Source organism: Streptococcus sanguinis (genome assembly GCF_013343115.1).
Taxonomy (GTDB): domain Bacteria; phylum Bacillota; class Bacilli; order Lactobacillales; family Streptococcaceae; genus Streptococcus; species Streptococcus sanguinis_H.
This window is the reverse complement of record NZ_CP054570.1, coordinates 181,218-206,233: the sequence shown is the minus strand read 5'-3', so window position 1 is coordinate 206,233 and position 25,016 is coordinate 181,218. Positions and strand designations below refer to the sequence as shown.

General features: G+C 43.8%; 25 protein-coding genes. 3 read left to right on the top strand and 22 right to left on the bottom strand.

Translation table 11 applies throughout. The features are described 5' to 3' along the window. Positions 1-16: 16 nt before the first annotated feature. The 8 genes from sufU to FOC72_RS00980 all read right to left on the bottom strand — a co-directional run bounded on the left by sufU (position 17) and on the right by FOC72_RS00980 (position 8,841). Positions 17-454: a Fe-S cluster assembly sulfur transfer protein SufU gene (gene sufU, locus FOC72_RS01015; RefSeq protein ID WP_002893632.1), complete on the bottom strand. Its 438-nt coding sequence runs from the start codon at positions 452-454 to the stop codon at positions 17-19. Beyond that, positions 441-1,673: a cysteine desulfurase gene (locus FOC72_RS01010; protein ID WP_002893633.1), complete on the bottom strand. Its 1,233-nt coding sequence runs from the start codon at positions 1,671-1,673 to the stop codon at positions 441-443. Before FOC72_RS01010 ends, sufU begins: the two co-directional genes overlap by 14 nt. A 41-nt stretch (positions 1,674-1,714) precedes the next feature. Beyond that, positions 1,715-2,977: a Fe-S cluster assembly protein SufD gene (gene sufD / locus FOC72_RS01005; RefSeq protein WP_002893634.1), complete on the bottom strand. Its 1,263-nt coding sequence runs from the start codon at positions 2,975-2,977 to the stop codon at positions 1,715-1,717. A gap of 41 nt (positions 2,978-3,018) precedes the next feature. Continuing rightward, the gene (sufC, locus tag FOC72_RS01000; protein WP_002893635.1) at positions 3,019-3,789 is read right to left on the bottom strand and encodes a Fe-S cluster assembly ATPase SufC; all 771 of its coding nucleotides are present in this window, start codon (positions 3,787-3,789) and stop codon (positions 3,019-3,021) included. Positions 3,790-3,878: 89 nt separating this feature from the next. Then, the gene (locus FOC72_RS00995) at positions 3,879-5,045 is read right to left on the bottom strand and encodes a glycosyltransferase family 4 protein (protein WP_002893637.1); all 1,167 of its coding nucleotides are present in this window, start codon (positions 5,043-5,045) and stop codon (positions 3,879-3,881) included. Next, positions 5,036-5,788, bottom strand: coding sequence for an adaptor protein MecA (gene mecA, locus FOC72_RS00990; protein ID WP_002893638.1), 753 nt, complete (start codon positions 5,786-5,788; stop codon positions 5,036-5,038). The genes FOC72_RS00995 and mecA overlap by 10 nt, the downstream gene beginning before the upstream one ends. A 175-nt stretch (positions 5,789-5,963) precedes the next feature. Then, positions 5,964-6,806: an undecaprenyl-diphosphate phosphatase gene (locus tag FOC72_RS00985; protein WP_002893640.1), complete on the bottom strand. Its 843-nt coding sequence runs from the start codon at positions 6,804-6,806 to the stop codon at positions 5,964-5,966. Between the two features lie 139 nt (positions 6,807-6,945). Then, complete coding sequence (locus FOC72_RS00980) at positions 6,946-8,841, bottom strand: DUF2207 domain-containing protein (protein ID WP_002893641.1); 1,896 nt, start codon at positions 8,839-8,841, stop codon at positions 6,946-6,948. A 131-nt stretch (positions 8,842-8,972) separates the two neighbouring features. On the opposite strand from FOC72_RS00980, the gene FOC72_RS00975 reads away from it, so the two are divergent. Beyond that, the gene (locus tag FOC72_RS00975; RefSeq protein WP_002893643.1) at positions 8,973-10,538 is read left to right on the top strand and encodes an ABC transporter substrate-binding protein/permease; all 1,566 of its coding nucleotides are present in this window, start codon (positions 8,973-8,975) and stop codon (positions 10,536-10,538) included. Further along, complete coding sequence (locus FOC72_RS00970) at positions 10,535-11,275, top strand: amino acid ABC transporter ATP-binding protein (protein ID WP_002893646.1); 741 nt, start codon at positions 10,535-10,537, stop codon at positions 11,273-11,275. The genes FOC72_RS00975 and FOC72_RS00970 overlap by 4 nt, the downstream gene beginning before the upstream one ends. Positions 11,276-11,370: 95 nt before the next feature. Here the strand turns inward: FOC72_RS00970 and FOC72_RS00965 are convergent, their stop codons facing one another. From FOC72_RS00965 to FOC72_RS00940, 6 genes are all read right to left on the bottom strand, one after another. Continuing rightward, the gene (locus FOC72_RS00965) at positions 11,371-11,586 is read right to left on the bottom strand and encodes a capsule biosynthesis transcriptional regulator (RefSeq protein ID WP_002893653.1); all 216 of its coding nucleotides are present in this window, start codon (positions 11,584-11,586) and stop codon (positions 11,371-11,373) included. Positions 11,587-11,694: 108 nt separating this feature from the next. After that, positions 11,695-12,627 carry an SPFH domain-containing protein gene (locus tag FOC72_RS00960; protein WP_002893654.1) on the bottom strand — a complete coding sequence of 311 codons (933 nt, stop codon included), beginning with the start codon at positions 12,625-12,627 and terminating at the stop codon, positions 11,695-11,697. Between the two features lie 56 nt (positions 12,628-12,683). Then, positions 12,684-13,934, bottom strand: coding sequence for a threonine ammonia-lyase IlvA (ilvA, locus tag FOC72_RS00955; protein ID WP_002893655.1), 1,251 nt, complete (start codon positions 13,932-13,934; stop codon positions 12,684-12,686). A gap of 99 nt (positions 13,935-14,033) precedes the next feature. After that, positions 14,034-15,056 (bottom strand): ketol-acid reductoisomerase, encoded by a 1,023-nt coding sequence (gene ilvC / locus FOC72_RS00950; protein WP_002893657.1) that lies wholly within the window; start codon positions 15,054-15,056, stop codon positions 14,034-14,036. 64 nt (positions 15,057-15,120) lie between these two features. Beyond that, positions 15,121-15,597: an acetolactate synthase small subunit gene (ilvN, locus tag FOC72_RS00945; RefSeq protein WP_002893659.1), complete on the bottom strand. Its 477-nt coding sequence runs from the start codon at positions 15,595-15,597 to the stop codon at positions 15,121-15,123. After that, positions 15,590-17,290, bottom strand: coding sequence for an acetolactate synthase large subunit (locus FOC72_RS00940; protein WP_002893661.1), 1,701 nt, complete (start codon positions 17,288-17,290; stop codon positions 15,590-15,592). Before FOC72_RS00940 ends, ilvN begins: the two co-directional genes overlap by 8 nt. Before the next feature lie 301 nt (positions 17,291-17,591). On the opposite strand from FOC72_RS00940, the gene FOC72_RS00935 reads away from it, so the two are divergent. Beyond that, positions 17,592-17,942 (top strand): hypothetical protein, encoded by a 351-nt coding sequence (locus FOC72_RS00935; RefSeq protein ID WP_002893665.1) that lies wholly within the window; start codon positions 17,592-17,594, stop codon positions 17,940-17,942. Positions 17,943-18,186: 244 nt separating this feature from the next. Here the strand turns inward: FOC72_RS00935 and FOC72_RS00930 are convergent, their stop codons facing one another. The 8 genes from FOC72_RS00930 to rpmB form a co-directional block, all read right to left on the bottom strand. Next, positions 18,187-18,786, bottom strand: a complete 600-nt coding sequence (locus FOC72_RS00930) for a response regulator transcription factor (protein WP_002893668.1) — start codon at positions 18,784-18,786, stop codon at positions 18,187-18,189. Next, positions 18,783-19,883 (bottom strand): sensor histidine kinase, encoded by a 1,101-nt coding sequence (locus FOC72_RS00925; protein ID WP_002893669.1) that lies wholly within the window; start codon positions 19,881-19,883, stop codon positions 18,783-18,785. Before FOC72_RS00925 ends, FOC72_RS00930 begins: the two co-directional genes overlap by 4 nt. 4 nt (positions 19,884-19,887) lie before the next feature. Continuing rightward, positions 19,888-20,622 (bottom strand): ABC transporter permease, encoded by a 735-nt coding sequence (locus FOC72_RS00920; RefSeq protein ID WP_002893671.1) that lies wholly within the window; start codon positions 20,620-20,622, stop codon positions 19,888-19,890. Between the two features lie 10 nt (positions 20,623-20,632). Next, positions 20,633-21,508: an ABC transporter ATP-binding protein gene (locus tag FOC72_RS00915; RefSeq protein WP_009660034.1), complete on the bottom strand. Its 876-nt coding sequence runs from the start codon at positions 21,506-21,508 to the stop codon at positions 20,633-20,635. A gap of 409 nt (positions 21,509-21,917) precedes the next feature. After that, positions 21,918-22,520: an SP0191 family lipoprotein gene (locus FOC72_RS00910; RefSeq protein ID WP_002893674.1), complete on the bottom strand. Its 603-nt coding sequence runs from the start codon at positions 22,518-22,520 to the stop codon at positions 21,918-21,920. Between the two features lie 109 nt (positions 22,521-22,629). Further along, entirely contained in the window at positions 22,630-24,294 is a 1,665-nt protein-coding gene (locus FOC72_RS00905; protein WP_002893675.1) for a DAK2 domain-containing protein, read from the bottom strand. 2 nt (positions 24,295-24,296) lie between these two features. After that, the gene (locus tag FOC72_RS00900; protein WP_002893676.1) at positions 24,297-24,662 is read right to left on the bottom strand and encodes an Asp23/Gls24 family envelope stress response protein; all 366 of its coding nucleotides are present in this window, start codon (positions 24,660-24,662) and stop codon (positions 24,297-24,299) included. Between the two features lie 142 nt (positions 24,663-24,804). Beyond that, entirely contained in the window at positions 24,805-24,993 is a 189-nt protein-coding gene (gene rpmB / locus FOC72_RS00895; protein ID WP_001140948.1) for a 50S ribosomal protein L28, read from the bottom strand. Positions 24,994-25,016 lie beyond the last annotated feature (23 nt).

The following is a 25,016-nucleotide window of genomic DNA, read 5'->3' as shown; positions in this document are numbered from 1 at the left end:
ATTTCCTTTCACATTCTTACTTTTTATCTTCTTCAATTGCTCGCTTGAGGGCATTCCAACCCAAGGTCGCACACTTAATCCGCTGCGGGAATTTGGCAACGCCTGCTAAAAAGGCTCCATCTCCCAATTCTTTCTGGCGACTGTCTTCTTGGCCCTGAACCATCTGCGAGAAAACTTCTGCTAATTCCAGCGCCTGCTCTTTTGTCTTGCCCAGAACCGCATCCGTCATCATGCTGGCCGAAGCCGTTGAGATGGTGCAGCCGGAATTCACAAAGGCAATATCCTCAATCATATCTTCCGCATTAAACTTCACAGACAGGCTGATGACATCACCACAGGTCGGGTTATTGAGAACTACCTGCTCCACATCTTCCAGTTTCCCATGATGATGGGGGTGAGCCGAGTGGTCAGTCACAACCGCCTTGTAAAGACTGTCTAACTTAGAAAGTGCCATTGAAAAACTCCTTTGTCTTTTCTAAAGCATCTACCAGCTTGTCGCAATCCGCATAGGTATTGTAGATATAAAAGCTGGCTCGCACAGTCGCTGGCACCTGCAGATAGGCGAGCAGAGGCTGGGCACAATGGTGCCCTGCCCGAACAGCCACTCCTTCGTAGTCCAGAGCCGTCGCGACATCATGCGGATGAAGCCCCTCCAGATTAAAGGCAATCACGCCTGAGCGCTGGGCCAAATCCTGAGAGCCATAAATGGTCAAACCTTCCACTGCCTGCAGCTTAGGAAATACGTAGGCAATCAGGTCCTGCTCATGCTGGGCAATGGCATCCATACCCAAGTCTTCCAAATAATCAATGGCCGCCGCAAGACCGATTGCTCCTGCCATATTCGGCGTTCCAGCCTCAAACTTCCAAGGCAATTCCTTCCAGGTCGCTTCCTGTTCATAGACGAAATCAATCATTTCGCCACCGAATTCGACAGGCGACATCTGCTCTAGCAGCTCTTCCTTGCCATAGAGAACTCCGATACCAGTCGGGCCTGCCATCTTATGCCCCGAAAAGGCGAAGAAGTCCACATCCAAATCCTGCACATCAATCTTCATGTGCGGAATGGATTGAGCTCCATCCACCACCAAAAGTGCTCCTCGCTGATGAACAAGTTGGGCAATCTCCTTGATGGGATTGATAACTCCAAGGACGTTAGAAGCATGAGCCAGAGAGACAAACTTGGTTCGCTCATTGAGCTTGGCACGGAAATCTTCCATATCCAGAGCACCGTCTTTGAGATAGACATAGACCAACTTGGCTCCAGTCTTCCTACAAGCTTCCTGCCAAGGAATGATATTGGAATGGTGCTCCATGATAGAAATCAGCACTTCATCACCAGGCTGCAACCTTTCAGTCGCAAACTGAGCCACCCAGTTAAGTCCCGTCGTGGTTCCTCGCGTAAAGAGGACTTCTCTACTAGAAGCCGCATTGATAAAAGAACAAACTCTTTCCCTGGCTGCTTCATAGGCTGCTGTCGCCCGCTCGGCTAGCGTATGCACACCGCGGTGGACATTGGCATTGTCTCTAAGATAGTAGTTTTCAATAGCTGCCAGCACCTGCTTGGGTTTCTGGGTTGTCGCCGCATTGTCCAAATAAACCAAAGGCTCATCATTGACAATTTGGTCCAAAATGGGAAAATCTTGCTTGATTGCTTCTGCATTAAATCCAGTCATGAAGACTCCTATCTACTTACACGGGACAAGCCCCAGCTTTTTTATCTCTTTGCGAGAATAATATCGATATTTTCAATCATTTCATCACGGACTTCCTTAACAGGGATTTCTACAATCACTGATCCCAAGAAGCCGCGCACGACCAAGCGCTCTGCTGTTGCCTTATCAAGACCCCGACTCATGAGGTAATACATATCCTCTGGATCCACCTGGCCGATAGAAGCCGCGTGACCAGCCGTCACATCGTTCTCATCAATTAAGAGAATTGGGTTAGCATCTGAGCGAGCCTGGTCAGACAGCATGAGAACCCGACTTTCCTGCTGGGCATCTGCTCCCTTAGCCCCTTTGATAATATGGCCGATACCATTGAAGGTCAAGGTCCCTTTTTCCAGAATAACCCCGTGCTGCAGGATATTTCCGATAGAGTTGCAGCCATAGTTAGTTACGCGGGTATCAATCCCCTGAACCTGCTTACCGCTTGAGAGAGCCACCACCTTCATATCCGCATGGCTACCCTTGCCATAGAGGTCACTATCAAAGTCAGCCACGACATTGCCTTCGTTCATAACGCCGATAGCCCAGTCAATCATAGCATCATTATCCAGCTTGCCACGACGGCTGATATAAGCCGTTACATTTTCGCCCAAGCGATCAATAGCTGAAAACTTAATCTGAGCTCCAGCCTGAGCAATAACTTCGACAGTGATATTGGCTGTTACGGGAACAGAGCCCTCACCGTAAGTTTCCAAGCGTTCCAAGTAGTTAACCTTGGAATGCTTGCCCGCGATAATCAAAATATGCTTGTTAAAAGGAACATCGCTTTCGCTGTCCTGATAAAAAATTCCTTCAATCGGCTGGTCAATCTCAACATTGTCCGGTACATAAAGAACCGCTCCGCTGTTGAAATAAGCCGTATGGTAAGCCGCTAATTTATCCTCGTCATACTTAACTGCGGACATAAAATGCTTCTCTACCAGCTCTGGAATCTCTTCCAAAGCTGTGTGGAAATCTGTGAAGATCACACCTTGCGCTGCCAAATCAGCCGGCAATTGCTCCAGAACAGTATGAGTTCCCAACTGAACAAGCTTGAGATTGTCATCTAAAGCTGTAAAGTCTGGAACACTTGTCAGCGGCTCACTCTCTGAAATACGGCCGTCGCCCAGATTCCAGCGATGAAATTTAACCCGCTCAATACGCGGTAACTCTAACTGGTCAATTTCATCAAAGGCCTGCTGGCGCAGTTGAAAGAGCCAATCTGGCTCTGCATGTAGCTGTGAAAATTCTTGAATCAATTCTTTAGTCATGTCATTCTCCTATCTTTTATAAAAGTCAAAAGAATGTTTGACTAGGCTTCTTCGGTATAGGTGAAGCCCAACTCTTCAGCCAATTTAGCATAGCCTTCTTTCTCCAAGCGGACTGCCAATTCAGGACCGCCAGAAAGAACGACTTTACCATCCATCATGACATGAACCACATCTGGAGTGATATAGTTGAGCAGGCGTTGGTAGTGGGTGATAATCATAGCACCAAAGCCTTCACCGCGCATAGCATTAACCCCTTTGGACACAACCTTAAGAGCATCGATATCAAGACCTGAGTCAATCTCATCCAAGAGTGCAAAAGTCGGCTCAAGCATGAGCAACTGCAGGATTTCATTGCGTTTCTTTTCACCACCAGAGAAGCCTTCATTAAGGTAGCGCTCAGCCATTTCTTCTTTCATGTTGAGCAGTTCCATCTTTTCATCCAGCTTCATGATAAAGTCGCGGACGGAGATTTTTTCCTCGTCTTCTTTGCCAGCATTCATAGCTGCACGGAGAAACTCTGCGTTAGTAATACCAGGAATTTCACTAGGGTACTGCATAGCCAGGAAGAGTCCCATGCGAGCACGCTCATCCACTTCCAATTCTAAGATATTGACTCCATCAAAAAGCACTTCTCCTTGAGTCACTTCGTAGTTAGGATTGCCCATAATTGCTGCAGACAAGGTGGACTTCCCTGTTCCATTTGGGCCCATAATAGCTGCGACCTCTCCCGTTTTCAGAGTGAGATTCACCCCTTTGAGAATTTTTTTCCCTTCGATTTCAACATGAAGATCTTTAATTTCTAAGACAGACATTTCTTTTTCCTTTCTTTGCTTAGCTGATTTACATACTTTAGTATACCAAAAAAAAGCCCAAAAGGCTTTTATTTTGTTTAGAGCTATTCTTATTTATTCCTCTTTTGACGCCATTTCCGCCGAACTTCCTCACGGTAGGAGGAGTTCCCAATAAAGCGGAGAATATTGAGCAAAGGAGTACGATTAGGCCCCAAAACTCCGACCAGCTCAGCAAAGAGCTCAACACCCAGAAGTAAGCCTATCATCAAGAGCACGCCACCAATTCGACTGGAAACATTCAACAAGAGAGAAATCATGGCAAAGACCAGTGAAATCCCATAGATAACCAACACTGTTCCTCGATGAGTCAATCCCAAGGATAAGAGTCTGTGATGAAGATGATGCTTGTCAGGCGTGTAGAATTTCTGACCAGATAGAGTACGGCGGATAATCGCCAGAAAAGTATCCGTAATCGGCACTCCTAAGATAATCATAGGCGTCACCACCGCAACAGCCGTCGCATTTTTCAATCCTTGCAAGGACAGAACAGCAATCATAAAGCCGATGAAGAGAGCCCCCGTATCACCAAGATAGATGATAGCTGGGTGGTAATTGTAAGGGAAAAAACCCGCAATTGACAAGACCAAGACGAAAATAGTCAGGGTCAGAAAGAGATTGTGTTGGGGCAAAAAGAAGTAAGAAACAATCCCCATCGTCACCAAGGAGATGATGGACACCCCACTCACCAGACCATCCAAACCGTCAATCAAATTAACCGCATTGGTGATGGAAATAATCCACACCACTGTCAAAATATAGGATAGCCAAGGCTCAAAATGCAGGAAAGGTCCGCCAAAAGGAATCTTAAAATCATCCAATCGGAAATCTGTCAGCCACCAGATTAGACTGGCTGCTAGAACAATTCCCCCCATTTTCAGCAGAGGCGATAGTTCTTTGATATCATCAACCAGCCCTGTAAAGGCAATAATCAAACCACCTAGAACGACCGGCCAAACATAATCAAAATAGGTCTGTCCAAAAAAATCTACAGCAACAATTTGCGGCATCAAGAGCAGAGTAGAGATAGAAAAGGCCGCTACAATCGCCAACCCGCCACTGCTAGGCATGGGCTTTTTATTGATGCGGCGAGCATTGGGATAATCTACCGCACCAATCTTAAAGGCTAAGAGCCGAACTAAGGGCGTCAGAATCACCCCGATAAAAAAAGTTCCCAGCAATACCAAGATAAACTTTAAAGGAAAAGTAATCATAGGCATTCAACCTTCTGCAGGCCGGAGACGGCATCTGTCACCAAAAGAAGATGACCGTGCTCCTGCAGCACTGCCCGAGTGATATCTGAATCATCTGCGAATTCACGCATCTTAGCCAAAAGCCAAGCTGGATAGCGTTCTGGGAATCCTTCAACGTCTACCAAAATCGTCAAATAATAAGCTGAATCATACTTATAAAGCTCTGATAGGTCGATCTTATAGTCCACCGTCTGAGCAAAGGCCGCAGCAGCCTTAATATCTTCAAAACGCAGGATATAGTAAATATAGCGCTCTGCATTTTCCGCCGACTGCTCATCAGCCGCCTCCTGAGAGAGCTGTTCCCCTTCCTCAGCTTCTGCCGTTTCCAAAGATTGGACTGCTTCTATGTCTTCCTTACTCTTTTCAAAAATGCTCTTTTCCAATGTCTTGAGGAATTCATCTGGAGACATATGAGACAGCTCATCCATGTCTGGCAAATCTGCCAAATCCTCAAAACTCAGATTCTTATCCAACTTAGACTTGGTAACAAAAACATCCACCTTATCTGGCTTAGGCGTCACACGGAAGCTCAGCATACCGCTGTCCAAAAAATTATCCGGCATTTCCAACTCATCTAAGATGGTATAGAAAAATTCTTCCGTCTTTTCTTGGGGAACCAAGAAATCGGCCATTTCCATGCCGCGCTCTTCCAAATCTTCCAGCTGAATCGTGATTTTTATTGTCGAATCACTAATCTGTTTCATTTCCATATCTCTACCTCATACACTTCTAGTCCTACTATTATACTAAAAAATCCCCCGTATTTCAAAAAATAGCTAGTATTGCTCTGAAAATGGAAGTTGCAAGAAAAAAGCTCTCAGAAAATTCCGAGAGCTTATTATTTCACTACATGAGATAGTCAAGGAAACATTTAAATTTCCCCTTTTATCCCATCAAGGCCTTGATTGCTGCATAAACCAGAAGCACACCACCTAGGCCAATCCGATATTTCCCAAAAATTGTAAAGTCATGCTTTTTGACGTAGTCTGTCAGGAAACGAATCACGACTAGACTGACACCGAAGGCCACTCCCATGGCAACCAAAAGCAAGAAGATTTGCCCAAATCCCAGACCATTCCCATTCTTGATGAACTTGAGAATTTTCCAGCCGCTAGCGCCAAACATAATGGGAATCCCTAGATAGAAAGTGAACTCTGTCACGACAGAACGGCTGACACCATTTAGGAGACCGCCGACAATGGTGGCACCAGAACGGCTAGTCCCAGGAAAGAGAGCTAGAATCTGAAAGAGACCAATTTGCAAGGCAGTCTTGTAAGGAAGAGAAGCTAAATCTGTCACAGCAGGCTCCTCATGCTCACGCCTTTCCAGATAGATAAAAGCCGCCCCATAGACAATCAGCATCACTGACACAGAGACCAGATTATAAAAATGCGCTTCAAACCAATCATCCAAGAATAAGCCGATAACAGCAGCCGGCAAGGCTGCCACGACGACCTTGGCCCAAAGCTGCCAGGTCTTTTGAACCTGACGTGCTGACTTGCCTGATTTAAAAGGGTTGAGCTTGTCAAAATAGATGACGACAACCGCCAAAATGGCTCCCAGCTGGATAACAACATTAAACATTTCCATAAAGGCTGGACTTTGATTCTTAAACTGGATAAAGTCTTGAATTAAAATCAGGTGCCCTGTACTGGAAATCGGCAGCCATTCTGTGATTCCTTCGATGATACCGTAAATAATAGAGATAAAAATTTCAATGATAAACATAGAATACTCCTGAAACAAGGGTTTACTCAAGGAAAGTCACATTTAAATTCCCAAAGAGTATTAAGCCTTATTATATCACAATTTCAAGGCCAGGAAAAGCCAGTACTAAGACTTTTCCGGATAGGCGGGGGCTTGTCTATCAGAAAGCTCCACCGCCTCCACCGCCTCCGCCGCCGGAGAATCCACCACCTGAACTTCCGCCAGATGAGACAGAGAAATTGCTGGCTGTGGTGGCTACATGGCCGTAGTTTGAGAAGCTGTGCATACTACTATAGAAGGCATAGTGCAAGTTAGCCTGAACATAGCTGTCCATAGATGGATTTTCCAAGTGAATCTGACGTAGAGCCATGACACGGCTGACGCGATCTGCATAGCCAAAGAGGGTCGCATAGACCAAGAGACGGTTCCAAAGGATAATGCCTTCGATTTCTGTCTTGTCCAGATGGGCAATATCTCGCAGCATATTTGAAAAACTTCTCCACAGATAGTAATCATGCGCGCCTTCATCATTCAGGACACCGTCTTGCCAATAAAGCTGTGCCTTACTAGCAAAAATGCAAATCATAACAAGTCCCACCAATGCTAAGGGAATATATATCCAGATAAGACTTTCAAAAGCGGCCATATAGACAAACAAAACTCCAAGAGAGAACAACAAAACAGCACTAGCTAGAATAATGGCAGTAATCAGCAATCTCTTTTCCTGAACTTTAAGAGGCCGGTAGTGACCAAAGAGACCCAAACGCTTGCCTTCCGAGCGCACTTCTTTAGATAGGGAGCGCAAACTGTTAGTAAATAAGGACTTGATATTACTACCGATGTTACGGATATAGGACTCATCTGCAGAAGACTTGTGCTTATAAATATCTTCTGAAATTTGATAGGCTGAAAATAGATCTTTGACTTTTGCTTGGGATTGCTTGTTAAAAGCCATGCCCAGAAAACGTCTCTCAAAGTCCGCTAACCCATCATAGGTCGCTATTTGCAGAACAGGATTTTCAGCATCTCCCTGCAGGAGGAGATTGCCCCTATCCAGCAGGTCTAACAGAGTCGCCTGGACCATGTTTTCAAAGTTCAGCACTGCCTTGCCGCCCCTAGTCGGATCGACATCCTCCATGTCTACTGCGTAAATATTTTCCGCCAAGACAAGGGGAGCCAAGTCCTGAGGAGCTTCGTATAGACGGGCATTCTTAGGATAAGACTGCTTAGGCTTGATCTTCTGAGCAAAGACAAAATAAAGGATAGCCGCTGCAAGGATGGCACATAGGAGCAGCAAGGGTATATAAATTTCTCCTAGCTGCCGGTAAAAGACCGTCTTGCGGGCAATCTTTTCTTCTTGAGCTTTAAAGGTCGGCAAGTAGTCGCTCTCGTCTTCATTCTGGGACACAAGAGAGACCGCTTGTCGATCCCAATAGCCGTGGAGCTCGACATTATCGCCCGAGCCAATTCCATTGATTTTGACCAGATAATCGGTGCCATTCTTATCCACGAAAGGCTGAGTACCAAAGTAGCCACTATGAGCAAAGAGCTCGCTCTTATCTGGATTGCTCAAGCCAGAAACTGTCAAGACGACCTCTCCTATCCCCTGGTCCCAGTCGCTGATAGGAGTCCAGTTGAGCTCAGCAATATCCCTGTGAAGAAAAAGGAGATTTCTCAGCTGCCAAGTTACAGTGACAACAACTCTGTCACCGTCGTTTCCGGAGTTATAGATTTTGACTTCATAGCCATCTCCCAAGTCTTTGACTTGGGGGTTAATGTCCATATCTGGTTCACCATTCGTCAGAACCGAGACCGTCGGATTCCCATCAATGGCAAAGCCATTAGGCATCTTTCCAGCAGAGCCCAGCGAAACAATCTGACCATTATAGTCGTCATTAAACTTGTAGGTCACTTTCTCTGTGTAGGTAGCTGTATTGTCCTCACGCAAGGCCAGATCGCCTTGATAGGATTCAATATCATAGTCAACAGCCGAGACAACCCGACCAAAACAAAGGCAGGAAAATAATACTAACAGGAGATAAAAATATCGTTTCATACTCAACCTCTCTTTACAGATATTTTGTTCTATTATATCATTTTTATCAAGTAAGGGCTTACTTGGATTGAAAAGAACGGTAATTTTCGATAGAATAGGAAGAACTATTATTAGATAAGCAGGAGAAACCCATGAAGAAATTATTACTCACTTTATTTACTGCCCTCCTGGTCGCTTTAGGAACAGCCCAAGTTATCCAAGCCGATGACTACCTGAGAATCGGTATGGAGGCAGCCTACGCCCCCTTCAACTGGACTCAAGATGACGATTCCAACGGTGCTGTAAAAATCGAAGGCACCAACCAATATGCCAACGGATACGATGTGCAGATTGCCAAAAAAATTGCTCAAGAGATGGGCAAGGAACCTCTGGTTGTCAAAACTTCCTGGAATGGCTTAATTCCTGCTCTGACTTCTGGCAAAATTGACATGATTATTGCGGGTATGAGCCCAACTGCCGAGCGGAAAAAGGAAATCGCCTTTTCCAACAGTTACTACACCAGCGAACCAGTTCTCCTAGTTCGTAAAGATGGAAAATATGCATCTGCTAAGACTCTAGAAGACTTCAAAGACGCTAAAATCACTTCCCAGCAAGGAGTTTACCTCTACAATCTCATTGACCAACTGCCTGGTGCCAAAAAAGAAACAGCTATGGGCGATTTTGCTCAGATGCGTCAAGCCTTGGAATCCGGCGTTATTGACGGCTATATCTCTGAGCGGCCAGAAGCCTTGACTGCCGAGACTGCCAACTCAAACTTCAAAATGATTCAATTTGAGAAAGGCTTTGAAGTTGGTGAAGAGGATGCTTCTATTGCCATTGGTATGCGCAAGGATGACAGTCGTATCGAGCAAGCTAATGCAGCAATCGCTAAGATTACTACTAATGATCAAGTCAAGCTGATGGATGAGATGATTCAGAAACAGCCTGTTGATACGGATAGTGAAACAACGAATGAATCATTCTTCAGTCAAGTGGCTAAGATCCTGGCTGAAAACTGGCCTCAATTCCTACGCGGAGCTGGTTTGACTCTACTCATTTCGATTACAGGGACCATCGCAGGTCTCATCATCGGACTGCTGATTGGCGTTTATCGGACGGCACCAGCTTCTAAGAATAAACTCCTAGCATCATTGCAAAAAATCTTCGGCTGGTTCTTAAATGTCTATATTGAGATTTTCCGCGGAACTCCAATGATTGTTCAGTCTATGGTTATCTATTACGGAACAGCCCAGGCTTTTGGAATTTCTATCGACCGGACTATCGCTGCCATTTTCATCGTCTCCATCAATACTGGAGCTTATATGAGCGAGATTGTCCGCGGTGGTATCTTTGCCGTTGATAAGGGGCAATTCGAGGCCGCAACAGCACTGGGTATGACCCATGGCCAGACCATGCGTAAGATTGTACTGCCTCAGGTTGTCCGCAATATTCTGCCCGCAACTGGTAACGAATTTGTCATCAACATCAAGGATACATCCGTGTTGAACGTTATCTCGGTAGTTGAGCTTTATTTCTCTGGAAATACTATCGCTACCCAGACCTACCAATACTTCCAAACCTTTACCATTATCGCTGTAATCTACTTTGTCCTGACATTCAGCGTGACACGCATCCTGCGCTATGTTGAAAAACGCTTCGACACAGACAACTACACGACAGGTGCCAATCAAATGCAGACAGGAGAAGTGAAATCATGACAGAAACCATTTTAGAAATTAAAAACCTCAAAAAGTCCTACGGTGAAAACCAAGTCCTCAAGGACATCTCCCTCACCGTTCATAAAGGAGAAGTAATTTCCATCATCGGCAGCTCTGGCAGTGGAAAGTCAACCTTCCTGCGATCCATTAACCTTCTGGAAACGCCAACTGGCGGACAAATTTTCTACCGCGGCAAGAATGTCCTGGACGAGAATTACGACTTGACCCATTACCGTGAAAAGCTGGGCATGGTCTTTCAGTCTTTCAATCTCTTCGAGAATCTTAATGTCCTAGAAAATACCATCGTCGCTCAGACAACTGTCCTGAAAAAAGAACGGTCAGAAGCCGAGAAAATTGCTAAAGAAAACCTCAACAAGGTTGGCATGGGCGAGCAATACTGGCAGGCCAAGCCTAAGCAACTCTCAGGCGGTCAGAAGCAGCGGGTCGCTATTGCCCGCGCCCTCTCCATGAATCCTGACGCCATCCTCTTTGATGAGCCAACTTCAGCCCTCGACCCTGAAATGGTTGGTGAAGTTCTGAAAATCATGAAAGAACTGGCTCAGGAAGGACTGACTATGATTGTCGTAACCCACGAGATGGAATTTGCCCGTGATGTTTCCAGCCGTGTTATCTTTATGGACAAGGGCGTCATTGCTGAAGCTGGCAGCCCGCAGGATATCTTCACCAATCCCAAAGAAGAAAGAACCAAAGAATTCCTGCAGCGCTTCCTTAGCTAAATTACTTCTATTTTCAGAAGCAAAAAGGAATCTGGAACTAAGTCCAGATTCCTTTTTTGATTTAATGAGCAATATCAGTTGCACAATTTTGAAGTTTAGTCTTCAAATTTTTCATGGTTTTTGTCGTAGAAATCAATCAAGCCAAGAGCTGTTTCAAAAGAGATATTTTTCACTTTTGCACGTCCTTGAGCAAGAGCAATGATAGACATTTCACGTGCATTTGTTTCTTTACTAATACGGTAACCGGTGATCTTCTTATCACGTACCCAACTAACAACAGATTCTACTTTCTCGAAATTAGATTTAGCCATTTCTTACTCCTCTCTATTCTAGCTACATCAACTACTATAATTGTTTTTATACAGTTTGTCAACTTAAACAAACCAAATTCGAACAAATTAAATAATTCTGAATTTTCTTTACTTAGCTTTGAGGGCTGAAAGTATCTGAGTCCGAATACTTTCGACACCTTCTGGATTTGCTGGAAGGAAGATGGTATTATTACCCGAACTATCTGCAAAATTATTCAGCGTATCCAGGTACTGGTTGGTCAAAAGAATAGACATAATCTGTTCTTCTGTCAACTCAATATTGGCTCCCTTCAATTCCTTGATCGAGTCTGCCAAACCATCCACAATGGCCTTCCGCTGTTCAGCGATACCAACCCCATGAAGACGGTCTTTCTCAGCTTCTGCAGAGGCGGCTGTCACAATCTTAATCTTATCTGCTTCAGCCAATTCCTGAGCAGCCACACGCTTACGCTGCGCCGCATTGATTTCGTTCATAGACTGTTTAACTTCAGCATCAGGCTCAACCTTGGTAATCAAGGTTTTGACAATGATATAGCCATAGGTCGACATTTCTTCAGCTACCTGTTTTTGGACCTCTAGGGCAATTTCGTCCTTCTTTTCAAAGAGCTCATCCAAGGTCAGTTTTGGAACGGAGGAACGAAGGGCATCTTCAATATAGGACTTAATCTGTGCTTCTGGTCGCATAAGTTTGTAATAAGCGTCAATCACGTTGTTCTCATTTACACGATACTGGGTCGCAACATTCATAGTTACGAAAACATTATCCTGTGTCTTGGTCTCAACGACAATCTCGCTCTGCAGCAAACGAAGTTGGACGCGAGCCGCTATCTTGTCAATCCCTAAAGGAAGACGGAAATTGATACCGCTGCTGCTGGTTTTGTGGTAACGTCCAAAACGTTCAATGATTGCCACAGATTGCTGACGAACCACATAGACTGCACTAAGCAGCAAGAATATAAAGATTATAATCAATATGATAAAGAAAAATGGAATAAACAACATGTTCAAGCCTCCTTGATTCACTATAGTATATTCTAACATATTTAATTTGCAGTTTCAAATAAAAGCATACAAATTAGGCTAAAATATATTTACAATTAGACAAGCATATTGTAGAGTGTTTCATTCCCGTTCAGATTGATAAAGGACGGATCAAACTGCTCAATACGGTTAATTAAAGAAGCATAATCATGCTTATCTGCCAGAGAGATACCAATCAAAACTGGTCCCGTTCCCTTGCTTGCCCGCTTGATATATTCAAAACGAGTGATGTCGTCATTGGGTCCTAAAATATCATTCACGAATTCACGCAAGGCACCTGGACGCTGCGGGAAGTTAACCACGAAATAGTGCTTGATACCATCATAAATAAGAGCCCGCTCTTCCATCTCTGGCATCCGGTTGATGTCATTATTACCACCTGAGATAATGCAACAGATAGTTTTCCCCTTGATATACTCGCTCAGGACTTCCAAAGCAGCAACACTTGCAGCACCAGCTGGCTCTGCGACAATCCCTTGCTTGGAATATAGATCAATGATGGTCTCTGAAATAAGCCCTTCATCTACACCGATAAGATTTTGAACATTCTTTTGTGTGACCTCATAGGTTGATGCACCGACTTTCTGGACTGCGATACCGTCCGCAAATTTGTCGATTTCTTTGAGCTTGACTGGACCACCTGCTTCAAAAGCTGCTTTCATACTGCGGGCACCTTTGGCTTCCACACCAATGACTTCAATAGTTGGCTGACTTTCTTTTATATAGGTTGAGACTCCTGATATCAGGCCGCCGCCGCCAACTGGTACCAAAACTGCATCAAAAGTAATAGCTTCTCTCTTGGCCTCGTCTAAGATTTCATAGGCTACAGTCCCTTGACCCGCTTGGACATCTTCATTGTCAAAAGGATCGATAAAGGTGCGGTTTTCAGCCTTAGTATAGTCAAGCGCAGCCTTGGCCGAAGCATCAAAGGTATCTCCAACCAGCTTGATATCCACAAATTCACCACCAAAGAAGCGGACCTGGCTAATCTTCTGCTGAGGAGTCGTGATGGGCATAAAAATAGTTGCTGGAATTTTCATTTCCTTACAAGTATAGGCCACTCCTTGGGCGTGATTTCCCGCAGAAGCACAGACAACCCCACGCTGGCGCTCCTCTTCATTAAGTTGAGAAATGGCATAATAAGCCCCGCGAAGTTTAAAAGAGCGCACCCGTTGCATATTTTCTTTCTTCAGGTAAATCTTGGCCTGGTACTTCTCTGACAAATAGTGGTCGTAGTCAAGAGGTGTATTGACAACCACATCTTTTAACACTTTATGAGCATGAGTGATATCTTTTGCTCTGAGCATATTTTTTCCTTCCCTATTCTTCCAGTTTATTCTCTATCAAGCAAAACAAGGGGCTGGGAATTCGCATTCCTACCCCTAATTTCTTATATGCTCTTTATCTTAATTGTAAATCTTGAAAGCATCGTCGTCGTTTTTACCAACGAATGGCATTGCTTTACGCAATTCTGCACCGACCTTTTCAATCTCCAGATTAGCAGCTTGCTCACGGTAAGCAGTGAGTTTTGGACGACCAGCCTTGTAGTCATCAACGAAGTCGTTCGCAAATTTACCGTTTTGGATATCAGCCAAGACTGCCTTCATGTTTTCTTTGACTTGCTCAGTAATGACGCGCGGACCAGATACATAGTCACCATATTCAGCTGTATTTGAGATAGATTGGCGCATCTTCTTGAAGCCACCTTCATAGATCAAGTCTACAATCAGTTTCATTTCGTGCAGCACTTCAAAGTAAGCCAATTCTGGCGCATAACCTGCTTCAGTCAGAACTTCAAATCCTGCTTCAATCAGGGCAGTCAAGCCACCACAAAGCACAGCTTGTTCACCAAAGAGATCTTCTTCTGTTTCTTCTTTATAAGTTGTTTCAAGAAGTCCAACACGAGCTGAACCAACACCTTTACACCAGTCCATTGCGATGTCTTTGGCATTTCCAGTAGCGTCTTGGTAGACTGCATACAGAGCTGGTACACCAAAACCTTCTTCGAAAGTACGGCGAACCAAGTGACCAGGGCCTTTCGGTGCACACATAAAGACATCTACATCGGCAGGAACTTTGATAAATTCAAAATGGATGTTGAAACCATGAGCAAACCCAACTGCGTTTCCAGCTTCCAAGTTTGGAGCGATTTCTGCTTCATAGAGATCTTGTTGGATTTCATCTGGAGCCAAAATCATGATGACATCAGCTAATTTAGCTGCTTCTGCTACTGTATAAGTATCAAAGCCATCTTCTTTAGCCTTGTCAAATGACTTACCAGGACGAACACCGATAATCACATCGTGGCCTGTATCACGCAAGTTTTGTGCATGCGCATGTCCTTGTGAACCATAACCGATAACGGCGATTTTTTTACCGTCAAGCGCTGCTACTTTAACATCTTTTTCGTATTCCATTGTTACTGCCATAAGTTTTACTCTCTTTTCTATTTTTATTGCCTATTAGGCGGTTTTAACAAATTAAAGGTTTGATTTAATCTCGGGTAAAGCCTGTCGCTCCAGTCCGAGCAATATTTTTAATACCATATGGGCGAATGACCCGAAGCAAGGCTTCGCTCTTCTCCGCATCACCAGTCATCTGAATGGTAATAGAGCTAGGTGCTACATCTACAACTGTCGCCCGGAATGGCTGGATAATAGACAGAATCTCTGCCCGCTTGTCAGCTGGAGCCGAGACCTTAACCAGAATCACTTCACGCTCTAAATGAGGGCGGTCCGTGATATCTCGAACCCGAATCACATCAATCTGACGATTGAGCTGCTTGATAATCTGCTCAACTTCTGCCAATGAAGCCACATCAATGATGATGGTGATACGGGATACTTCCGGATTTTCCGTCGTTCCGACTGAGATACTCTCAATATTAACCTGACGTCTGGAAAGGACACCCGTGAAGCGGTTCAGAACCCCCGAACGGTTTTGAAGTTTAGCTGTCAACATTCTACGCATGGAACTTCACCCCCAACATCTCATGATTGCTCTTGCCAGCTGGCACCATTGGAAGAACGTGCTCCTTGCGAGAAATATCTACCTCAATAAACATCGGTATATCTTCCTTCAGGACTTCCAAATCCTGGACAATAGTCTCTGGATCGTCAAATTTATAGGATTTAACACCATAAGCCTGAGCCATGAGCTGGAAATCTGGCAATGTTTCAAAGACAGACTCAGAGGTACGACCATCATAGAAAGCTTCCTGCCACTGGCGCACCATGCCTAGCGAATGATTGTTAAGCATGATGACCTTAATCGGAATCTTATAGATATTGAGAATAGCCATCTCTTGGTTTGTCATCTGATAGCCACCATCTCCGACAAAGAGCACCACTTCCTTATCCGGGTTGGCAATCTTAGCCCCAATCGCTGCTGGAACACCGAAGCCCATGGTTCCTAGACCACCAGACGTTACCAGTTGACGCTCGTTTTTATACGGATAATATTGGGCAGCCCACATTTGGTGCTGACCGACATCTGTTACGACGATGGCATCACCCTTGGTCAGCTCACCCACGCGCTCAATGACAGCCTGAGGCTGTACGACACGTTCTTTCTTATCATATGAGCGAACCCGCTCTTTGTCCTGCGTTACTTTTTCAATCCACTTGCTGGTATTATTATGCACCTGCTCTTCATTTAGCAGCATCTGCAGAGCTTTCTTAGCATCCCCTACGATAGGAATATCTACGCTGATAATTTTTCCAATTTCCGCTGGATCAATATCGATATGTGCTACTTTAGCGTTCTTGGCAAAGGTTTTCGGATTACCAGTCAGACGGTCATCAAAGCGGCAGCCGATACTAATCATAAAGTCAGCCTCAGTCATAGCAATATTGGCCGCAAAAGAACCGTGCATTCCACCCATACCTAAGAACAAAGGATGGTCTGTCGCAATAGTTCCCTGACCTAACAAGCTAGTGACCACTGGAATCTGATAACGCTCCGCAAAGGCAACCAATTCCGCTGCTGCCCCAGCATAACTGATACCGCCTCCCGAAAGAAGGACCGGCTTTTTAGCCTTAGAAATCTGCTTGATAATCTTCTTAATCTGCAATTCATTAGGCTCAATAGTCGGCTGATAGCTTGGTAAATGCAACTTGCTGTCATAGATAAAGTCCGTTTCCAGAGCGGAGACATCCTTAGGCAAATCAATAACGACTGGACCAGGACGACCTGTCGTCGCAATGTGAATAGCTTCTGTAATGATACGCGGAATTTCTGCCGTCTCCCGAACCTGATAATTGTACTTGGTAATAGGAGTCGTAATCCCAACAATATCCGCTTCCTGAAAAGCATCTTTACCGATCCCAGCCTTGGCTACCTGACCAGTAAAGACTAAAAGGGGGACGCTATCACTCATGGCATCAGCAATGCCGGTAATGGCATTGGTCGCTCCCGGACCGCTGGTCACAACTGCAACTCCGATTTTCCCAGTAGACTTAGCATAGCCTTCTGCTTCGTGAACACAGCCTTGCTCATGGCGGCCTAGAATATGACGGATGCCTTCAAAACTATAAATAGCATCATAAAGCGGCAGTACAGCGCCGCCGGGATAGCCAAAAATCGTATCAACACTAAGATTTTTCAAGGTTTCCAAAACAAGCTCTGAACCTGTCTTAGAAGTTTCTAATTTGATTTTCTCCATTCTTCCCCTTTCATTTATTTACAATTTTCTAAAAATTCAAAAAGCTTTCTACTATGATAACATTTTTGAAAAAAATTGCAAGTCATGCAGAATGTTTTTCTACATTTTTTAGCGATTTATCATATGAAAAGGGAAAATTTTCCAAAGAAACCGAATAAGAGCATGCTGCTTCCATATCAGGGTTTGCCTTTTCTCTGTAAACAGGAAAACAACCTTCTTACAATATTGCTTTTATTTTCTATGGACTTCCTTTTTCTTTAGTGGTATAATAATGCTATTAATTTATCAATGGAGGTCAACAATGGAGAAATTTCTTAATATTTTCAGAAGTCTTGACCGTTCTTGGCTGATTCGTCACTACATTTTCAGCTTTGCTTTCTTTGGGCTACTATTTGTTATGCTAAAAGGTTTCAGCACACCTCTTCCTGTCTGGCTTCTTTATCTGAGTTTCACACTCTTTTATCCTTTTGCCATGTTTGTCTATGAAAGCATCGTTGATTTGATTATAGGGGACAACATTTTTCTCATTCCTGTTCTTATCATGATCATTTGGAAAATCATTCGCTTCTTTATCATCTGGCTTTTTTCCATACCTATCGGCTTGATCGGACTAATTTATCTCTACTTTTCTGTCAATCGTAAGACTGACTAAGGCTGCTTCCCTAAGACAAGCAAAAACTATAACAAGAATGATAATTCATTCTTGGATTATACAAAAGAAACAGGTCTTCTACCTAACTATGGTATAGAAAACCTGTTTCTTTTTTTCAATTTTTTTAGTTCATTATCTCTGAATGGTCGATAGCTCGCCTCCACAAGATTGGAGATTAAAGGAAAAGAAATAATGTTTTTTCTTGATATGCCAATATATCTGATTCCTCTCAAGCTCCTGACAGCTATAACCAGCCTTTCTCTTGGCCGATTCGGACGGCTTCTGTTCGATTTTCAGCATTTAGCTTGGTCAAAATAGCAGACATATAGTTACGAACCGTTCCATTTGACAGGTAGAGTTTTTCAGCAATTTCTTTATTGGACAGGCCAGTCGCCGCAGCTTGCAGGACTAGCCTCTCCTGCTGAGAGAGAGGGTTCCTGCTGGTCATTAGCACCTCCATCAATTCCGGCGAATATTCCTTTTGCCCATCTAGAACGGTTTGGATGGTTTTCATCAAATCCGCAATGCTGCGCTCTTTGAGCACATAAGCATCTACATCCGCCTTAACAGCTCGCTCAAAGTAGCCCGGTCGCTTGAAGGTTGTGACGATGATGACCTTGATGTTGGGTCGATTGGCCTTGACCCATTCGAGAACGTCTAGGCCGGTTTGGTGGGGCATTTCCACGTCCAAAATAGCTACATCAACAGTTTCTGAGCTAAGACAGTCAATAGCCTTCTGCCCATCTGCGGCCTGATAGACTTCTTCGACATCTGGCTGCAGCTGCAAGAGCTGAGCTAAGGCATCTCTCAGCATACTTTGATCTTCTGCTAACAAAAGTTTCATGCTTCCTTCCCTCCGTATGGCAATTCAATTCGAATCCATGTTGGATCTTGGCTGCTAAGAATCTCAAGCCTTCCTGACAAGGCAGACAGTCGCTCTCGAATACTATGCAACTCCCGACCAGTCAGCTTTTGAAAACCACAACCATCATCCTGAATGTCTAAAATAAGCCTTTCATCTTTCTTCACCAAAGAGAAATTACTCTTTTTAGCCTTGGCATGCTTGATGATATTGGTCGCTGCCTCTAGTAAGATCATACTAATCGTTGACTGCTGACTCGGTGGGATACTGGCAACATTGAGCTGGTTATCTATCTCGACCTGAACACCGCTCATCTCCAGCATGGCTCGAATAGTCACTAGTTCCTCGTCCAACGTCCGATTCTTTAGATCGTTAATAATTCGCCGAACATCAGCCATGGACTTCTTGCTGATCTCTTGCACTTCCTGCAGTTCTTTTGCTGCCTTGTCATAGGCTTCCATCTGCAAAAACTGCTGAGCCAGCTCCGCTTTAACACTGAGCATAGCAAAGGTATGCCCTAGACTATCATGTAAGTCTCGGCCAATCCGATTGCGCTCATTTTCTGCTAGAAAGAGATTCAGCTGGGCATTTTGTTTGGTCTTTTCTTCCTTGATTCGCTCGGTCGTTTGAATTCGATGGAGACCAAAAGTCAAACCATCCGAAAAGAGAAAAGTGACAATAAAGAAGAGTAGTTCTGCTGGACCAACATTACCCATCAAATAATTAGTCAGCACAATAGCAGGCTGCAAATCAATAAAGGTCCAAAAACGCCAGGATTTAAACGAGACATCATCCAGCTCATAAATCAGCAGATTAGATAGATAAAAAATATACCAGGTAAAACCTGTATTTAGCCAGACAGAACCATAGTATATGTAAACAACCAAGAACCACCAAGAAAAAAACTGAATAAGGCGATGGTTACTTAGCAAAACCGCATAGTAAGCCGCAACAAAAATAGCTGTCCCAAGCAAGAGGAAAAGCGGGTATTCCCCGCTGATTACTCCCGCCACTGGAAAGATGATAAAGACCAGCGCAATATGAAACATATAGTGGACTTGTTTAAGTTTTTCCCACATGCTTTTATTTTACCTCAATTCGCTTTTTGAGCTGCAGCACAAGAATGCTGACCAAAACCGTATAAATCAGAACAATCAAAGCTGCCTTGCCATTGAACTGATGGTGTTCTAGATAAGAAGACACAACCTGCATCAGTTGATAACTTGGCGTCAACTTACCGATTGGCTGGAGCCATTTTGGGAACATGGTCAGAGGGAACCATAGACCGCCCAGAACAGCCAGTGCCATATAGACGATATTGCCCACTACAGACATGAGCTGAGCACTTGGCAAGAGACTGACCAATACACCCATGGCAATAAAGACCACACTTCCTACCAGAAGGATTAAGGCAATAAGAAGCCAGTCCACCATTGGCAGATTAACCCCGCGAACAAAATGTCCAATCGAGAAGACTACGATTATGGAAAGCATAAAAGTCAACAAAGTACTGCAAAGTTTTGATATATAATATTTTACCATAGAAATCGGCGAGTGCTGAATCATTTTTTGCCAGTTATTATTTTTATCAGACTGTAAAGTGCTTGGAATGCTAAAGAAAGCACTAGACATGATACTAAAAAGAGTCATAGAGAAGAGGTAGCCTCGAAGCACAAGTTCAGACGTATCACTTCCAGACATCATTCCTGAGAAAATCAGGTAAAAGACGCTGGGCAGACCAATAGACAAGAGATAATAAGCAGCCTGCCGCTTCATTAAAATCAACTCAATCTTCATAAGACTTGCCATATTTTTCATGATTACTCTCCTATTCTTGTGTCGTTTCAAAAATACTATCCAAGAGGGTACGGTTACGTACTTCAATCTCTTCGATTGTACAGCCGTTTTCCTGAAGAACCTGCCAGACTTGACCAGCTTCTCTAGTAGCAAAAGATAAAGCCTTTTGCTTGATTTCTATATCAGTCACATTATCCAGCTTTTCCAGCACAGACTGATAAGTCAGCGGCAAGGTAAAGTGTTTTTCCTGCTCCTCACTGCGCATGGCATAAGGCGTCGTGTCCCGAATCAACTCGCCCTTGTGCAGCACCAAAATCCGATCTGCCGTATGCTCGACTTCTTCGATATAGTGAGAGGAATAAACGATGGTCACTCCCTGCTGCTTGAGCTGATTAACAATTTCCCAGAAATGCTGACGAGTGGAAGTGTCCATAGCTGAAGTCGGTTCGTCCAAGAACAGAATCTTAGGACGGCCAATCAGACTCAGAACAAAAGAGAAGAGACGTTTTTGTCCACCAGACAGCTTACTGGCCAACTGATTCTTTTGCTTATCTGTAAATTGCAGCAAGTCATCAATTTCTTGATTGGACAGACTATTTGGATAAATAGCTTGGAAGAACGCCAAGAGTTCCTTGACCTTCAAATCCTCCACCACTGTATTTTCCTGTGGTAAAATCGCTACCGACTGCTTGAGATGATTATCAGTTGGCTTTAGTCCCTGAATCCTTGCTTCACCTGCTGTCAGAAACTTATCGCCCAGCAAACAATCCATGAGAGTCGTTTTACCTGCTCCGTTGGGACCAATCAAGGCCACACAATCACCTTGGGAGATTTCAAACGAAATATCCTTTAAAATCTCCTTACCATGAATGCTTTTTGAAAGCTTCTTTACTTCAATCAGTTCCATTTCGCTCCTCCTTTGATTTGATAACCGCATGTGCATCTTTCCTTTATTTTTCGGAAGAATAATAAAGACCAAATGCTTTTTTAATTCTTACAGCAACCTTTTATCATGTTGTTAACTATATTATAAGGCAAAGAAATTTTTCCTACTAGTTGATTTTGTCACCAGCTGACATGACAAATGTCACTATTCTGCTTTTAGAACACAAAGCTAGCAAATATTGGAATAACCTGATTGTATCCCTTCTGCATGAAGACACAAAAAAGCCGGTCCCCCTCGTTGAGAGGAGCCGACTAGTTGTATGTCTGTTGCAATTTAGATAGAAGCTGGAATTAAAGCAGCCTAATCTAAAAAATTTTTCAATAAACTAGCTACTCAATCTGTAAGATGAGGCGACCAACGCTTTTAAACTTTAGCTCTGCACCTCTTCTTTGAGACCATTGAGCTTCAGACTCAGAATGAACATCTCAGGTGTAATATCCTTAATGTCCTTTAGTCCAAAGCCTTGGAAGAAACTGTTCTTTTCCACCTCTTCGACATTGACCTTTTGCAAATCAATTTCAATCAAGGTCTGCAATTTCTTCTCTGCTGTAACTGAATAATCAATATTGACACCCTCCAAGCTCTTAGCTGCTACATAGTTTGAATCAGACTGCATTCCTTCACGAATGATAGTCGTCATCTCCTCTGGAGTCAAAGTAGCTGATGCCGCACTAGCTTCTTCTGGCAAGGAAGTGAGCAATTCCATACGAAGATTCAGGATTTTCTTGCCCTGATAGGTAATTGTATCACGATGATGAATTTCTTCAATGTCTCCAACCAAGGTTTTAGAGACAATCTCTGTACTTTCGGAAGAAGAACTGGATGACTCGCTGGAGTTAGAGCTAGTTTTAGTCCGCCTAGAAGAAGCTGCTGATTCAGAAGAATGTCTAGGACGATGCTTGCTGAAGTTAGGAAACACGCAGCCCGTCAAGAGTACCGAAGCAGAAATAACAAGAATGAAAAATTTTTTCATAGTTCACCTTTTTTACTTTTTATTTGTTACAGTATAACATAATACCAGTTTCTTGTCTAAGTATTTTCTATAAAATGACAAAAGGCAACCTTTCGATTGCCTTTTTATGCTATTCAACACTAAAAATATATGGATAAACCGGCTGACTGCCCTGATGAATTTCTACTTCTACATCCTCGAATTGTTCCATCAAATCTTGAGCAAGACTGCTAGCCAGCTCTTCACTGCCGTCCTCACCGATATAGATAGAGACAATCTCGCTGTCTTCATTGAGCATCTTACTGAACGTTTCTTTCAAAGCTGTCAGCATGTCTGGATTAGAAACAACAATCTTGCCATCCACCATACCGAGGTTGTCATTCTCATGAATTTCCAAGCCATCAATCGTCGTATCGCGAACCGCAGTCGTAACGCTGCCGCTGGCTACTTCTGCCAAGGCTGCAGTCATACGCACTTGGTTTTCTTCAATAGTCTTGCTGCCATCAAAAGCTAGTAGACTGGTCAAACCTTGAGGGATTGTGCGAGTCTCAATAACAGCTGCTGGCTGTTCAATCACTTCGGCTGCTGATTGGGCTGCCATGAAGATGTTTTTATTATTTGGCAAGATAATAATATTACGAGCATTGACTTGCTCCACAGCCTTGATAAAATCTTCTGTTGATGGGTTCATAGTTTGCCCGCCAGAGATGATGTAGTCAACTCCCTGAGCCTTAAAGATTTCAGCCAGACCATCACCAGCCACTACAGCGATAATCGCAAACTCTTTTTCTTGAGCCGGCTTAGCTGAGCGCTCTTCCTTTTCAACCTGCGCTTCGTGCTGGTTGCGCATATTGTCAACCTTGACCTTGACCAGACTACCATACTTGAGACCTTCCTGCATAACCAATCCTGGATCTTCAGTATGGACATGGACTTTGACGATTTCATCATCGTTGACTACCAACAAGGAATCTCCCAAATCGTTGAGGTAGTTGCGGAATTCATCATAATCAAAGTCTTTTACATAGGTTGGTCCTGTCTTAAGAGCCACCATGATTTCTGTACAGTAGCCGTAAGTGATGTCCTCCGTTGCCACATGGCCAGCTACAGACTTATGATGCTCAGCATTGATCATCTCAGACATGGTCGCAGGTGTCGCCACAAAGTCCTCAGAAGCGATGTACTCACCTGTAAGAGCAGACAAGAAGCCTTCGTAGATAAAGACCAACCCTTGACCACCAGAGTCCACAACACCGACTTCTTTCAGAACCGGCAGCATATCCGGTGTCTTAGCCAGAGCAGCCTTAGCTCCTTCAAGAGCTGCTTTCATAACTTCTACAGCATCATTAGTGACTTCAGCTTTCTTCTTGGCTCCGATAGCCGCACCGCGGGAAACAGTCAAAATCGTTCCCTCAACCGGCTTCATAACTGCCTTGTAAGCCACTTCTACACCAGACTGAAAGGCCAGAGCTAGATCTTCACCAGTCAGCTCTTCATGCTCTTTCACACTTTGAGAAAAACCGCGGAAAAGCTGGGAAGTGATAACGCCTGAGTTACCACGCGCACCCATCAAAAGGCCCTTCGCAAAGATACCTGCTGCTTCGCCAACTGTTGAAGCAGACTTGTCCGCCACTTCCTTAGCACCATTTTCAATGGTCATACCCATGTTGGTCCCTGTATCTCCGTCTGGAACTGGGAAGACATTCAAAGAGTTCACATATTCAGCCTGTTTATTTAAGCGAGTAGATGCTGCTTGCACCATTTCTTGGAATAAACTAGTAGTAATATTTGCCACGATTATTCTCCTACGACTTTAATATTTTGGATATAAACATTCACTGCATGGGCAGTAATTCCGAGCTTGTTTTCCAAACTGAATTTAACACGCTCTTGGATGTTTTTGGAAACTTCGCTGATTTTGACTCCATAGCTTAACACAGTGTAGACATCAACTGCGATATCACCTTCATCAGTCGCTTTCACAACCACACCCTTAGCATAGTTTTCTTTTCCTAAAAGGGCTTGAAAATTATCCTTGATTGCGTTTTTGCTGGCCATGCCAACTACACCAAAAATTTCAGTCGCTGCACCGCCGACGATTGTCGCAATCACATCATCAGTCAGCTCAATTTGACCATCTTTTGTATTAATTTTCACAGTCATAATTTGTACCTCAAAAGTATTTTATAGTTTATTCTACCATATTTTATACAGGGTGTAAAAGAGGAAGGGTCTAAATCAACTGTCTAGGCGGAAATTTCAAAGCAAAAAAAGGACGGAAAATTCCATCCTTTTTAAATAAAGATTAAACGCGTTCAACTTTACCTGATTTAAGGGCACGAGCTGAAGCCCAAACTTTTTTAGGTTTACCGTCAATCAAAACAGTAACTTTTTGAAGATTTGGTTTAACAGCGCGTTTTGTTTGGTTCATCGCGTGAGAGCGGTTGTTTCCTGATACAGTCTTACGACCAGTAAAGTAACATACTTTAGCCATTATCGTGTTTCCTCCTATTAGAT

Coding starts and splice junctions, on each gene's coding strand:
- sufU (WP_002893632.1), bottom strand. CDS start 454: ATGGCACTTTCTAAGTTAGACAGTCTTTACAAGGCGGTTGTGACTGAC.
- FOC72_RS01010 (WP_002893633.1), bottom strand. CDS start 1,673: ATGACTGGATTTAATGCAGAAGCAATCAAGCAAGATTTTCCCATTTTG.
- sufD (WP_002893634.1), bottom strand. CDS start 2,977: ATGACTAAAGAATTGATTCAAGAATTTTCACAGCTACATGCAGAGCCA.
- sufC (WP_002893635.1), bottom strand. CDS start 3,789: ATGTCTGTCTTAGAAATTAAAGATCTTCATGTTGAAATCGAAGGGAAA.
- FOC72_RS00995 (WP_002893637.1), bottom strand. CDS start 5,045: ATGCCTATGATTACTTTTCCTTTAAAGTTTATCTTGGTATTGCTGGGA.
- mecA (WP_002893638.1), bottom strand. CDS start 5,788: ATGGAAATGAAACAGATTAGTGATTCGACAATAAAAATCACGATTCAG.
- FOC72_RS00985 (WP_002893640.1), bottom strand. CDS start 6,806: ATGTTTATCATTGAAATTTTTATCTCTATTATTTACGGTATCATCGAA.
- FOC72_RS00980 (WP_002893641.1), bottom strand. CDS start 8,841: ATGAAACGATATTTTTATCTCCTGTTAGTATTATTTTCCTGCCTTTGT.
- FOC72_RS00975 (WP_002893643.1), top strand. CDS start 8,973: ATGAAGAAATTATTACTCACTTTATTTACTGCCCTCCTGGTCGCTTTA.
- FOC72_RS00970 (WP_002893646.1), top strand. CDS start 10,535: ATGACAGAAACCATTTTAGAAATTAAAAACCTCAAAAAGTCCTACGGT.
- FOC72_RS00965 (WP_002893653.1), bottom strand. CDS start 11,586: ATGGCTAAATCTAATTTCGAGAAAGTAGAATCTGTTGTTAGTTGGGTA.
- FOC72_RS00960 (WP_002893654.1), bottom strand. CDS start 12,627: ATGTTAGAATATACTATAGTGAATCAAGGAGGCTTGAACATGTTGTTT.
- ilvA (WP_002893655.1), bottom strand. CDS start 13,934: ATGCTCAGAGCAAAAGATATCACTCATGCTCATAAAGTGTTAAAAGAT.
- ilvC (WP_002893657.1), bottom strand. CDS start 15,056: ATGGCAGTAACAATGGAATACGAAAAAGATGTTAAAGTAGCAGCGCTT.
- ilvN (WP_002893659.1), bottom strand. CDS start 15,597: ATGCGTAGAATGTTGACAGCTAAACTTCAAAACCGTTCGGGGGTTCTG.
- FOC72_RS00940 (WP_002893661.1), bottom strand. CDS start 17,290: ATGGAGAAAATCAAATTAGAAACTTCTAAGACAGGTTCAGAGCTTGTT.
- FOC72_RS00935 (WP_002893665.1), top strand. CDS start 17,592: ATGGAGAAATTTCTTAATATTTTCAGAAGTCTTGACCGTTCTTGGCTG.
- FOC72_RS00930 (WP_002893668.1), bottom strand. CDS start 18,786: ATGAAACTTTTGTTAGCAGAAGATCAAAGTATGCTGAGAGATGCCTTA.
- FOC72_RS00925 (WP_002893669.1), bottom strand. CDS start 19,883: ATGTGGGAAAAACTTAAACAAGTCCACTATATGTTTCATATTGCGCTG.
- FOC72_RS00920 (WP_002893671.1), bottom strand. CDS start 20,622: ATGAAAAATATGGCAAGTCTTATGAAGATTGAGTTGATTTTAATGAAG.
- FOC72_RS00915 (WP_009660034.1), bottom strand. CDS start 21,508: ATGGAACTGATTGAAGTAAAGAAGCTTTCAAAAAGCATTCATGGTAAG.
- FOC72_RS00910 (WP_002893674.1), bottom strand. CDS start 22,520: ATGAAAAAATTTTTCATTCTTGTTATTTCTGCTTCGGTACTCTTGACG.
- FOC72_RS00900 (WP_002893676.1), bottom strand. CDS start 24,662: ATGACTGTGAAAATTAATACAAAAGATGGTCAAATTGAGCTGACTGAT.
- rpmB (WP_001140948.1), bottom strand. CDS start 24,993: ATGGCTAAAGTATGTTACTTTACTGGTCGTAAGACTGTATCAGGAAAC.